Origin of the sequence: Lentzea xerophila (assembly GCF_051094245.1) — a bacterium.
In the GTDB taxonomy this organism is placed as follows: Bacteria; Actinomycetota; Actinomycetes; order Mycobacteriales; family Pseudonocardiaceae; genus Lentzea; species Lentzea xerophila.
Genome location: NZ_CP194934.1, coordinates 5,272,588 through 5,285,101, shown reverse-complemented (window position 1 = coordinate 5,285,101; position 12,514 = coordinate 5,272,588). Strand labels below are relative to the sequence as shown.

The 12,514-nt window shown below is 72.0% G+C and carries 9 protein-coding genes; 1 reads left to right on the top strand and 8 read right to left on the bottom strand.

The genetic code is table 11. The features are described 5' to 3' along the window. Window positions 1-45 precede the first annotated feature (45 nt). Both eccB and eccD read right to left on the bottom strand, forming a co-directional pair. Complete coding sequence (gene eccB, locus ACRSBM_RS25215) at window positions 46-1,467, bottom strand: type VII secretion protein EccB (protein WP_434446637.1); 1,422 nt, start codon at window positions 1,465-1,467, stop codon at window positions 46-48. A 1-nt stretch (window position 1,468) separates the two neighbouring features. Next, complete coding sequence (gene eccD, locus ACRSBM_RS25210; protein WP_434446635.1) at window positions 1,469-2,776, bottom strand: type VII secretion integral membrane protein EccD; 1,308 nt, start codon at window positions 2,774-2,776, stop codon at window positions 1,469-1,471. 171 nt (window positions 2,777-2,947) lie between these two features. Here eccD and ACRSBM_RS25205 point away from each other — a divergent pair, with 171 nt between their 5' ends. Beyond that, window positions 2,948-4,255, top strand: a complete 1,308-nt coding sequence (locus ACRSBM_RS25205; protein WP_434446633.1) for a protein kinase domain-containing protein — start codon at window positions 2,948-2,950, stop codon at window positions 4,253-4,255. A 113-nt stretch (window positions 4,256-4,368) separates the two neighbouring features. Here ACRSBM_RS25205 and ACRSBM_RS25200 read toward each other — a convergent pair whose 3' ends face one another. The 6 genes from ACRSBM_RS25200 to ACRSBM_RS25175 all read right to left on the bottom strand — a co-directional run bounded on the left by ACRSBM_RS25200 (window position 4,369) and on the right by ACRSBM_RS25175 (window position 12,472). After that, window positions 4,369-6,447, bottom strand: a complete 2,079-nt coding sequence (locus ACRSBM_RS25200) for a transglutaminase TgpA family protein (protein WP_434446631.1) — start codon at window positions 6,445-6,447, stop codon at window positions 4,369-4,371. Beyond that, entirely contained in the window at window positions 6,444-7,565 is a 1,122-nt protein-coding gene (locus tag ACRSBM_RS25195; RefSeq protein WP_434446629.1) for a DUF58 domain-containing protein, read from the bottom strand. Before ACRSBM_RS25195 ends, ACRSBM_RS25200 begins: the two co-directional genes overlap by 4 nt. A 94-nt stretch (window positions 7,566-7,659) precedes the next feature. Then, a complete protein-coding gene (locus ACRSBM_RS25190) occupies window positions 7,660-8,619 on the bottom strand; it encodes an AAA family ATPase (RefSeq protein WP_434446627.1) in 960 nt (319 codons plus the stop codon). Next, window positions 8,616-10,478, bottom strand: a complete 1,863-nt coding sequence (locus tag ACRSBM_RS25185) for a fibronectin type III domain-containing protein (protein WP_434446625.1) — start codon at window positions 10,476-10,478, stop codon at window positions 8,616-8,618. Before ACRSBM_RS25185 ends, ACRSBM_RS25190 begins: the two co-directional genes overlap by 4 nt. Window positions 10,479-10,529: 51 nt before the next feature. Continuing rightward, a complete protein-coding gene (locus ACRSBM_RS25180) occupies window positions 10,530-11,786 on the bottom strand; it encodes a sensor histidine kinase (protein ID WP_434446623.1) in 1,257 nt (418 codons plus the stop codon). Then, the gene (locus ACRSBM_RS25175) at window positions 11,780-12,472 is read right to left on the bottom strand and encodes a response regulator transcription factor (protein WP_434446621.1); all 693 of its coding nucleotides are present in this window, start codon (window positions 12,470-12,472) and stop codon (window positions 11,780-11,782) included. The genes ACRSBM_RS25180 and ACRSBM_RS25175 overlap by 7 nt, the downstream gene beginning before the upstream one ends. Window positions 12,473-12,514: the final 42 nt, after the last annotated feature.

Below are 12,514 nucleotides of genomic sequence, written 5' to 3'. Positions count from 1 at the left end.
CGGCCGCACTTCGCCGTGCCCGAGCGGGTGCTGGACGAACGCTGCTCACCCGCGGCCGAGCGCGGCACGGTGGCTAAGCCCGCTGCCCTGCGGCAACCGGGCCACCAGCGCGGCCGGCACCCGTACCGGTCGCACGTCGCCGTACCCGAGCCAGTCCGCGACGTCCCTGCTCTCCAGCGGATGGGCCCGCCCCTGGTCCGTCACGATCACCAGCGTCCCGGCCGGTGCGTCGGGACTGGGCATCACCTCGACCAGCGCTCCCCAGCCCGGCTCCACCCGCACGTGGTCCGCGAGCGGTGTGCCACGGGAAGTCCGTTGCGTCGTCAGCGAAAGCGGGTCCTCGGCGGGCATCCGCGGGTCGATCCGCACGCGGGGCACCGCCGCACCGGGCTCGTAGGTGGCGCAGACCGCCACCGTGTCCCGCCCGGCTCCGGCGACGTCCGGGCGGAACGGTGGTGCCGTACCGGGATCCGCGCTCGGTGCCGGCAGCTGCCGTGCCTCGGCCGCGTCGAGCAGGCTCAGCCGCACCGGAACCGGTTCACCGCCGCCGTACGCGGTCGCGGTCGGCTTGAAGCCGAGCTGGATGTGGTACTGCAGCTCGGTGATCGGCCTCAACGCGTCGGTCTCGGCGAGGTAGTGCTGCACCCGGCCCGCGGTCTCGGCGACGAGCAACTGGCCCGCGCGGACGTCCTTGCGGGACGCGACCGCCGTGGACGGCTCGCCCAGGCGCGGCACGGTGACGGGGCTGATGGCGTCACCGGCCGGCAGCACGTCCAGCACCGCCATGCCGACGCGGGCGCGTGGTGCGGAGCGCAGCGCCAGGCCGACCGTCACCGTGTCCGGCTGGCGGATGCGGTGCCGGTAGCCGTGCCAGATGAGGTGGTGGTCACCGGTGTCCGGGGTCTCGACGAGCAGGGCTTCGTCGCCCAGCACCTGACCGTCCGGTGGCTCGGCGCCGACCATCAGCACCGACCGGTCGACGGCGGCACCGGTGGAGTCGGCCGCGGAGCGGGAGCACAACGACCACGCGCCGCTCATCAGGCGGTTCGCGGCGGGTAGCGCGTCCGGGGCGTCCTGGATGCCGATGCGCGGCCCGCGTGGCACGCCGACGAGTGAATTCCTGGACACCGAACGGGTTTCGCCGTGCCTGCCGAGCGCGAGCAGGGCGGAGGTGTAGTTCAGCACCGGGTGCAACCGCCCGTCGAGATAGACGTACCTCGTGCCGGTCTCCTTCTCGACGATGACCGCGTCGCCGGCGCGCCACGCCTTGTTGCCGCCGGGCACGACCATGCCGTAGACCCAGAAGCCCGCGAGCACGAGCACGGCGATCGCGATGCTCGCGAACGCGGCCGTCGTGGGCGGGCGGAACGGCGGGTGCTCCGGATCGGTCTCCCTGCGCACCAGCGCCGAGGTGACCCGCTGGTGGAGGAACTGGTGCGACTGCAGCTGGTCGCGTTTGGACGCCACGTCAGCCTCCCAACCCGCGCAGCAACCCGTACAGACCGAGAACTGCGCACACCAACGGCACCGTGGCCAGCACCAGCACGATCTCCAGGATCTCGGCGTAGCGGCCGAAGAACGCGCTGGGCGCCCGCCTGCTGTGCACCAGGCCAGCGATCACGGCGAGCGTGCCCACGACCAGCACGACAGGCACCATCCAGACTCCGAGGGGAACGCGGAACGCGAGGCAGACGACCCCCACGACACCCGCCACCAGCAACGGCGCGCGGTGCCGGATCGCCTTGTACAACCGCGCACGCAACAACAAACCGAGGCTCACGACCCCCAGGAGCACGAGTGCCCAGAGATCACCGCCGAACGCCAGCAGCGACTCGCAGGCGACGACCACCGCGGCGATGCCGCAGAGCAACCCGGTCAGCAGTGAGTCCGCCCGCAACACCGCCGCGTACACGACGGGACGCGGCGGCTGCGGATCGTCGCGCACCAGATCGGCCGGAGTGCGCGGCAGCACCGGCATCGGTACTCGGCTCAGCCTGATCGAGAGTCCCGTGCACAACGGCGAGAACACGAGCGCCACGCCGGCGCCGATGGCCGCGACCCCGGTCGCGCCGAGCGCCTCCGTCGTCGTGAGCCACGCCCCGGCCAGCCCGAGCAGCCCGGCCACCGCCGCGCCCGTGAACAGCGCTCCCCGGTCGACGACTCCGAGCTGCGCGAGCACGGCCGCGAGCAGGAGCGCGGCGCAGCCCGCCAGGACCTGGGGAGCACCCGTGCCGCTCCACAGCACGAACCCACCGGCCGCGGCACAGGGCAACGCCGGTATCGCGATCGCCGACCCCGCTTCCGCGTCACCCAGCGCACGGGCGAGCGCCGTTCCCGCCGCGAGCAGCAGCGCGGCCATGACCAGCGGCAACCACGACGGACCGGTCCGCAGCGCCACCACCAGCGCGGCCAGCACGGCCGCACCGCCCACGGCGAGCGCGGCACGTCTGGTGTGACCGGGTCCCCACAGCGAACCCGTGCGCGAGGCACCCGCCGAGATCGCGTCGACCACGTCGTCGTACTCGAGCTCGGGCCAGTCCAGCCTGCGCGGCACGAGGTGCAGCACCTCACCGTCGCGAACCCGATGCGCGGTAAGGGAAAGTGCCGGATCCAACGGCGCGCCGTCCGTCCTGCGCAACATCCAGCCACCGTGCTCGGTGCCCGCGTCGGCGAGCCCGTCGCCCGCGTGGGCGAGCAGACCCGGCACGACCTCGGCGAGCGGCGACCGTTCCGGCAACGCCATGTCGATGCGCCGGTCCGGTGCGGCGATGGTCACTCTGACCAGCCCCGTTGTCGTCATTGCTTCCTCAACCTCCGAGAGGCCACTTCCTGCCGTGCGGGCTTGATCGCCCACCCACGCACCTACGATCGCCGGATGAGGACCAGCGTGGAACCGGTTCGGCAGGTAGCGGCCACCCAGGAGGACTTCTCTAAGATGGAGCCCGCGATGGGGACTGATCACGGGTTCGGCGACCTGGTGCCGCGCGGCACCGGGCCGAGGGCGACGCTCTACGCGGGAATCCGCACCGGCACCGGTGAGGCCGTGGCGCTCAAGGTGTTCCGCGCCAAGCTGCCGCGCCGCACCCGCACCGAGGTCGAACGCGAGCTCGCCCGCCTCGCGCCACTGCGCTCCCAGGCGTCCGTGCTGGTCGCGGACGGGCTGGAGGAACTCGGCGACCGCACCGCGCTGCGGATGGAGCTGTGCACGCAGTCGCTGACCGACGTGGTCGAGCAGGAAGGCCCGCTGTCGATCGCCGAGGCCATCACACTCGGCCGGACGCTCGCGGAGGCACTCGCCGCGGCCCACGAGGCGGGCATCGTCCACGGTGGCGTCACCCCGGGCAACGTGCTGTTCCGGCCCTCGGGCGAACCCGTGCTCGCGGACTTCGGCGTCACGCTGCGCCGGGCGTTCCCGCACGAGGGCGGCGACGGGGTCGACTTCCTCGCACCGGAGACCCTGCAGCACGGCGCCGCCGACGAACGCTCCGACCTCTACGGCCTCGGCGCCGTGCTGCACCTGGCGCTGTCGGGGCTGTCACCGCATCCCGCGCGGCTCGGCGAGCACCCGGACGACCGCAAGCTCCGCGTGCTCGGCTCGACCGTGCCCCGCCCCGACCGCCCGGACCTGTCCGACGAGTTCGCCGAACTCGTGAGGGCGCTGCTCGCGAAGGACCCGGCGATCCGCCCCGGCAGCATGCGCGACGTGGCGACGTGGCTCGGCCGGCTGTCCGCGCCCGGGCGGTCGGCCGCCGAGTTCGACGACTTCGCGGACCTCTCCGGCGTGCCGCCCCGCCCGCCGGTGCCGCGCGGGGTCCCCGTGTTCGTGTCCGCACCCGGCACGACCGCGAAGAAGCACCCCGCGCTGCCGGTGATCGCCGGCGCGGTCGGGTTGCTGGTCGTCGTCGCGCTGGGGGTGTTCCTGATGCGCAGCGATCCGGAGGTGCGCGGCGACGCGCCCACGGCCACCGAGGCGCCGCCGACGCGAGCGAAGGCCGTGCTGCTCCAGCTGGTCGATCCCGTCGACCACGTCAGCTACGTCGACCTGCAGTGGGAGAGCCAGGAACAGCTGGAGTTCGCCGTGGTGGTCGCGGCCGAGGGCGAACAGCCCAAGGTCGTGCGCGCCCAGCGGAACCGCTCGCTGAAGGTCGAGGTCGACCCGACCCGCAAGTACTGCTTCCTCGTGCAGGGCACCGACGGCACCCACGTCTACGAAAGCAAGCCGAAGGCGTTGCGTGGCGCCACCTGCAAGCTCTGAGCTCCGCTCACGACCTCAGCGTTCGCGGGTCGAGACCGCAGCCGTGCCGCCAGACCGTGGGCGCGCAGTCCACGCCGGGCCGCGTGCACGGCTTCACCTGCCTTGAGCTCCGCTCACGACCTCAGCGTTCGCGGGTCGACGGCGGCTCGCAGTCGCGCCGCCAGGCCACGGGCCCGCAGGCCCCGCCGCACCGCGCGCACCGCGGCCCAGGCGTCGTCGCGAACCTGCTCGCCCGGCGTGACGCCCGACCACATCGCGAAGTCCACTGTGGACGCGAGCGTGCGCATCCCGGCCGCCGTGGCCGGCAGGCCCGCGGTGGCCGCCGCGATCGCCGTTTCCAGCGGGGTCATGCCCACCGTGAGCGGCACCCGGTGCTCGCGCAACCGATCGCGTGCCTCCAGCCAAGCGCCGTGTACAGCGGCACTTCCCGGCTTGCGCCGCCGCCGGCGGGCCCTGACCCACTTGGCCGCCGGGACCCCGCCGAGCCAGGCGAGCAGCAGCACCGCGACCGGGATCAGCGCCGCGCCGTAGGGGAACGGCGAGCGCTGCTCGTCCGGCTCCGCCTGCTGCGCCGGCCCCGGTCCCACCGGCGGGTCCAGCGGGTCGGCCGGCAGCTTCTCCCGCGCGTCCTGCGTCGCCGCGGTCAGCCCGTTGTCCTTGCCGGCACCGCTCGTCGCCGCACCGGCCGGGTCCAGCGGCACCCAGCCGACGCCGGCGACCGCCACCTCCGGCCACACCAACGCGTCGTCGTTGTGGACCACGTACTCACCGCCGGACATCCGTTCCGGGGTGCCGTAGCCGACGACGAGACGGGCCGGGATGCCGAGCATCCGCGCCAGCACCACATAGGCGCCGGCGAACTGCTCGCTGGTGCCTTCCTTGGTGTCCAGCAGGAACCGGCGCAGCTGCGGCCAGCTCTGCCCGCCCGTGCCGTCCACCAGCCGGTAGTTGTCCCGCAGGAACCGTTCGAGCTGCAACGCCGACGTGAAGCTCGACCGGACGCCCTTGACCGCGTCACTGGCGAGTTCGGCGATACCGGGTGGTGGCGTGCCCACGCCGTCCTGGCCGCCGAGCGCGGGGTCGATCGCGAACCCGTCGAGCGAGGCGCCGACCTGAGGCTCCCACCAGCTCAACGCGTAGCCGGCGTCCGTCCCCAGTGGACTCGGCGCGAGCAGGCTGCCCTCGGTCTCCTCGACCAGCGGCTCGGCTCCGCTCACGGCGGCAGGCCACGGCTGGCTCGGCAACCACCTGGTCTCCGGTTCGCGCAGGCTGATCACCGCGTCCCGGCGGGTCACCGGGACGTCGAGATCGGGTGGTGGCAGCTCGGTGCCGAGCCTCCGGTACCGGCTGCCGGCTGACCAGGTGACACCGTCGTAGGTGTCGAGCACGACGATCGGCCACCGGTCGGGTACGCACTCGTCGCACGCCGGCCGCACGCTGAACACTGGGGCGTCCGGATGCGCGCGCCGGTTGGCGACGTCGTCGAGCGGACTGGTCATCCTGGCGGACACCGGAACAAGCTGGTCCTGCTTGAGCGAGTAGGCGGGACCGGGCATCGGCACGAGCAGGCCGATCGCCATCACGACCGCGGTGACGACCAGCGGCGCGGGCAGGAACGCCTGCGCCGACTGGTGCTCGTCCGCCGGCCTGCTCACCACGAACAGAGCCGCGGCGACGGCGACGTAGGCGAGCGCCGCCACCACGGCGGAGAGTCCGGTGAGGGCGCCGAACACCTGGCTCAGCACGATGACGACGAAGCTGGGGGCCAGTGCGAGCACCGGCTTGCGCAGCCGCAGCAGGATCTCCAGGCCGAACACGCACGCCACCAGCACGAGCAGCGGCACGAACAGCACGAGCTGAGCCTCGGGCCGGGCGGGCCAGGTCGACTGCAGGGTGAGCTGCCAGGAGTCGGTGACGCCCTCGGCCAGCAGGGCGACCGTCGTTCCGGTGGGCAGTCCGGCGAGCGTCGTCGGGAACAGCAGCACCTCGACGACGGCCAGCAGTCCGGCGAGCGTGACGACGAGAGGGCGCCAGGCGACGATCGACTCGGACAGCAGCGCGGCGCCACCGGTCACCACGGCGACGACAACGATGACAGGAAGTAGTGCGACTACACCGAAAACCGGCGCGAAGCACAGCCCCGCCACGGCAGCGGCGAGGACGACCAGCGCCACCGGCAACCGCTCTTTCACGTCCGCACCTCGTTCCACATCCCGACCACTCCGGCGGCGTCGCCGGCCGCCAGCACCCGCGCTCCCGGCACGTGACCGGCGTTCCCGTCCGGCGCGAGAGCGAGCAGGAAGATCGAGGAGTACCGGGAGCGCAACCCGGACAGCTCCGAGGCGTCCGCCGCCCCCGACGTCACCACGGCGAGGCAACCGCCCTGGTGCCGGACCGTCGACAGCAGCGTCCCCGCCTCGGTGCTCTGCCGCATCAGGCAGAGCTGGTCCAGCAGCTGCCGCGCCGCGAGCGGCCCACCCGCCGTGGCGACGTCCGTGCCACACGAGGTCAACAGCCGCGCGTGGTGCCCGGCCAGCGCGGCGGAGCGCAGCAGCGAGGCGGCGACGTCCACCGCCTCCTCGAACGCGTACTCCGGCAGCACGGCCGCACGGGTGTCGAGCACGACGGTGAGCCGGGGCTGGTCCGGGTCCGCGGCCTCCTTGACCATCAACCGGCCGGTGCGCGCGGTCGCCTTCCAGTGGATGTCGCGCACCTCGTCGCCCGGCAGGTACTCGCGCAGCTCACGAAGATCGAGCGACCCGCGCAGGCGCTCGTTCGAGCGGCCCTCGTGGTGGTGCCGCGGGAAGCCGCCCGTCCGCGCCAGCGCGGGATACGAGCGCGGGTGCACCCACAGCGTCACCGTGTCGCCGACGGTCAAACTGTTGCGCGCCAAGCCGAACGCGTCGGTGCGGGACAACGTCAGCGGGCCGACCGGCATCCTGCCCCGCACCGGCGTCGGGAGGTGGTAGTCGTACGGCCGCGACGTGCCCGGCGCCAGACCGTGCACCTGGACCGTGCGCTGGAACCCGCCGGCGGTGTCCACGGCGAGGAACCCGCGCTGCCACTTCGCGGACGGGTTGCGCACCTTCAGCTTTCCCAGCGCCTGCGACCCTCGTTCGACGCGGTCCGGGTACACGTCCCGCGTCACCTCGACGTTAACCCGCCGGAACGTCACGAGCACCGCCGCCACCACCGCGACCAGTCCGGCCAGCGCCAGCAGCAGGAACAACGGGTAGCGCCCCCAGAACCCGGCCGCGCCCAGCCCCAGCGACACCACCAGCACAGCGGTGCCCCGCACGGTCAGCCGCATGACCGCACGCCCCGCGAGACAAGGTTGATGAGGGGAGCTTTCATAAACCTCAGGTTTATGAAAGCTCCCCTCATCAACGTCGTGACGCGGGACACTAGCGGCCCGCCGCGCTCATCGCCGGTGCCGGCGTCGTCGCGAGCACCTCCGCCACGACGTCCGCGGCGGACCGCTGCTTGAGCTCGGCCTCCGCGGTCAGCACCAGCCGGTGTGCGAGCGCCGGCACCGCCACGTACTTGATGTCGTCCGCGGTGACGAACGACCGCCCGGCGGTGGCCGCCAGCGCCTGCCCCGCGCGCACCAGGGCGATGCTGCCGCGCGGGCTCGCACCGAACCGCACCGAGGCGTGGATCCGCGTTGCCGCGCAGATGCGGGCCGCGTACTCGCAGATCGCCCCGTCGACGAACAACCCGCGGACCTCGTTGATCGCCTCCACCAGCGAGGCGATCTCGACCACGGGCCGCAACCGGTCGGCGTTCATGCCGGTGCAGTTGTTCATGATGATCGACACCTCGTCGGCGACGTCCGGGTAGCCGACCGACAGCCTCAGCAGGAACCGGTCGAGCTGTGCCTCCGGCAGCCGGTAGGTGCCCTCCATCTCGATCGGGTTCTGCGTCGCCACCACCAGGAACGGTGACGGCACCTCGTGCGTCACGCCGTCGACGGTGACCTGGCGTTCCGACATCACCTCGAGCATCGCCGACTGGGTCTTCGGCGTGCCGCGGTTGATCTCGTCGGCCACGACGACGTTCGCGAAGACCGCGCCGGGGTGGAAGGTGAACTGCTCTTCCTTCTGGTGGTAGACGGTCACGCCGGTGATGTCGCCGGGCAGCAGGTCGGGGGTGAACTGGATGCGGCTCCAGCTTCCGCCGATGCTGCGCGCGAGGCACCGTGCGAGCGTCGTCTTGCCGAGGCCCGGCACGTCCTCGAGGAGCAGGTGGCCCTCGGCGAGCAGCGCGACGACAGCCAGCCGCACGACGTCCTGCTTGCCCCTGATCACCAGCTGGACGTTGTCGGAGATCGCCGAGAACACCGCGGCCGCGCGCATCTGGTTCATTCTGTCCATTCCAGGCGGTTCGATTCCACGCCGTCCGCCGTGACCCACACGGTGTGGCCGGCGCCGTGGTAGTAGAAGGCGTTGAACTCCGCGTAGCCCTGGTCGTCGGTTCTCGTGCCGTGACCGGGATTGCTGTACCCGGAGTCCGTCGAGTGCGGGTCCACGTTGTACCTGGTGTCCGACGCGAAACCGGTCATGACGATGTGCATCCAGTAGCAGTTCGGCTGGTCGCACTCGGGTGCGGGCGCGCCCTTGGTGAGGGTGATCTTCTTGACGCGCTGGGGCGGAACCTGGCGTGCCGTCGCGGGCGTTCCCCTGCCCGCGCTGTTCTGCGCGACCACGGTGACCGTGAACGGGTGGTCCGTGCCCTGCCAGATTCCCCTGACCACGTAGGACAGCGTCCCACCCGGGACCGTGGCCGAGCCCGAGCGGCCTCCGTCGCTCTGCCACGAGATGTGGTAGGCGGTCACCGGTGCGCCGTTGGCGGGCGCCGCACCCCACGTCACGGTCGCGTCGACCTGCTGGGTCGTGATCGCGATGGCGAGGTTCTGCGGCATGCCGGGCGGAGTCACCGGAATCGGCGGCGGTGTCTGCACCGGAGGTGGCGGCTGCGGACGCGTCTGCGGTGGTGGCTGTGCCTGGTTGGTGCGCGTGGGCGGAGGCACGGGCCTGCCGGTGTTCGGCGGCGCCACCGGGTTGTCGGCGGGCTTGGTCGTGGTCGGCTCCACCGGCGGCGGTACCGGTCGCCTCGGCTCGTCCGGCTTCGCGCCGATGACGGGCACCGGCTGCACCGATCCGTCCTTGTCCACGACCACGACGTGCTTGCCCTCGGCGCCGTCGACGTACACGCGCGCGTCCTCGCCGCGGACGAGCTCCGGCTTGCCCTTCTCCTGGGGGATCGACGTGGAGTGCTTCTGGCGGCCCTGGTTGTCGTAGGTGCGCACCGAGTTGCTCTTGTGGTCGAGCAGGACGAGGGACTCGCCGCTGACCGAGGGACCGTCGTACTCGCCGGCCGGGAGCTGCACGGTCTCCGTGGGAGCACGCTGTTCGGCGAGCGCGCCCTTCTCGTCGACCCGCGCTTCCACGAGGTGCAGGCGGTTCGCGGACGGGTCGAGCACCGCCACCTTGCCGGCGGCGTCGACGGGAGCGATCCGCGCGTTCGGTGGCGCGTCGACGCCGAGCTTGGCCGCGGTACCGAGCCCCTGCGCCTCGACGACGCTCATCGTGTCGGCGGTGGTGTCCACGAACACGACCTTGCCGCCGCTGACGGTCAGACCACCGGAGTGCCCGGCGGGTGCGACGGCGGGGCAGTCGAGGCTGGTCGCGCCGCGCGCCACCCTGCAGATCGCCCCGGAGTCCGTGCGGTGCACCCACACCGTGCCGTCACTGGTCGCCACGGGCGGTCCCACCGGGCCGCCCGCGGAGAAGACCTGCGGCTCCAGGCCGAGGCGCACGATCTGACCGCTCTGCCGGAAGACCGAGTAGGCCCCGCCCGCCGTCTCGATCGGCACCGACCGCTCACCCTTGACGGGCACCGGAACCGTCGCCTCCACGGACAACGTCGACTTGCCGAAGATCGTCACGTCGTCCGAGCCGACGACGTAGCCGCGGGTCTCGTCCTGCACGACCTGGCTGCCGGGGGTGAGGCCGGGAACCGACACCTGCGTGTCGGGCTTCTTGGTCGCACCGTCCACGCGGACCACCAGTCCGAGGTCGGAGTTCGCGACCCAGTGCCCCGACGGGATGAACTCGAGACCGGGCACCTGTTTCGCGGCACCCGTCAGCGCCAGCGTCACGATCGCGACGACGGCGACGACCAGCCCCAGCAACGGCCAGCGGGAGTGTCTGCGCTCACTCACGGTACGTAGGGTAACGACGTCGGTACACGAAACATTCGGTATCGGTACATTTCACGACCTCCCGGCGGGCAGTGCGATCTCGAAGATCGCCCCGCCGGTCTGGGACTGGTAGATCCCGAGCGTACCGCCGTGCGCGTGCACGATCCGTTGCACCAGGTAGAGGCCCAGCCCCGTCGATCCGCCGCTGCTGGTGAACCGCTGGAGCGCCCGCTGCGCCGTCGCGGGGTCGAGTCCCGGTCCCTCGTCGGCGACCACGACGCGGCCGTTGCCGACGCTCACGTGCACGACCGGGGCGGTGTCCGGCAGGTGACCGTGCTGGATGGCGTTGCCGATCAGGTTCTCGACCGCGCGCCCGATCATGTCCGGGTCGGCGTCCACCCTCGTCGGCACGGCCGTGAAGGTGATGCGCGCGCCCTCGGCCGGGATGTCCTCGACGACGGCGGAGACGAGCTGGTCGAGCTGCACCGACTGGATGGCGAGCTGCTGCACCCCGGCCTCGAACTTGGCGTGCATGAGCTGCGTGCCCACGATTCCTCCCATCCGCTTGGACAACCGCACGATGCGCGGCAGCACCTTGCCCATGCTGCCCGGGTTGCGCATCGCGGTGTCCGCCAGCGCCCGCAGTCCCGTCACCGGCCTCTTCAGATCGTGCGCGATGCCGTTGAGCATCTCCTCGTGCTGGTCGAGCGCGATCGCCGCGGGTTTGATCGCGAGTCCGGAGAGGAAGTGGCCGGTGCCACCGAGCGCGCCGACGAGGACTACACAGCCCAGCGCCACGAGCAGCACGCGCTGGTCCTGCCGATCTCTTTCCTGCTGCGCGTCGGCATGTGCGACGACCGCACCGACGTACGGACCGCCCGCGCTGGTGAACGGCTGCGCGTAGACGCGCACGAGGGTGCCGTCCATCGCGCGCACATAAGCGCTTTGCGGCACACGCGCACGCACCGCGTCGGCCGCGAGTTCGCTCAGCACGGCCAGATCGACGTCAACGCAGGACACGCCGCTCACATAGGGGTCGAACTGCCCGTTGCCGGCGGGCAGCACCGCGAACTGCGGGCACTCGACCGTGATCGAGTCGCCGAAGAGCCCGCTCGTGTTGAGCCGTCCGTCGGTGAACTCGAGCTGACGCACCACCAGCGGGGGAACCCGGCGCAGGTCCGCGTCGATCGCCTGTTCGCCTTTCTGCGAGTCCAGGTCGAGCATGAGATACGCGACCAGCAAGACCCCTGCCGCGTTCAGCGCGGTGAACAGACCGGTGAGCAACCACCTCAGCCCGCGCAGCCGTGCCGCGGCACCGGTGATCACCACTGGGCCTCCAGCCGGAAACCGACGCCGCGCACGGTGTGGATGAGCTCCGGTTCCAGCAGCTTCTGCCGCAGCCGCTTCACGACCTTGTCGACCACGTTGGACATCGGGTCCGTGCTGGTGTCCCAGCAGTGCTCGATCAGTTCCGACCTCGTCACGGTCGTGCCCGCGCGCGAGAGCAGGTGCTCGAGCACGGCGAACTCCTTGTGGCTGAGCGTGAGCAGCGCCCCGGCCCGGCGTGCCTCCCGGCGGGCGCAGTCGACCTCGAGGTCCGCGTGGCGCAGCACGGACGGGCGAGCGCGGCCCGTCCGGCGGCACATCGCCTGGACCCGTGCGGTGACCACGGCCATGTCACACGGCTTGACCACGTAGTCGTCGCCCCCGTGGTCGAACCCGGCCACCCGGTCGCCGACGCTGTCCAGCTGGGTCAGGAAGAGCACGGGGGTGGCCCAGCCCTCCCGGCGCCGGCGGTGCACGTACGTGATCGAGTCGCCGTCGGGCAGCAGCCGGTCGAACACGACGCAGTCGTAGTCGTTGCTCTTCAACGCCCTGTCGGCGGCCGCGATGTCCGCCGCGTCGTCGACGTCGAACCCGGCGGCCTCCAGCTCGACCACGAGCGCGACGCGCGTGTCCTCGTAGTCCTCGACGAGCAGCACGCGCGGAATGGGCCCTCCCGCCGGTCGTGTCATCAAATCCTCATGTGGTCACGGAGATGGTTGGCACTGTGACAC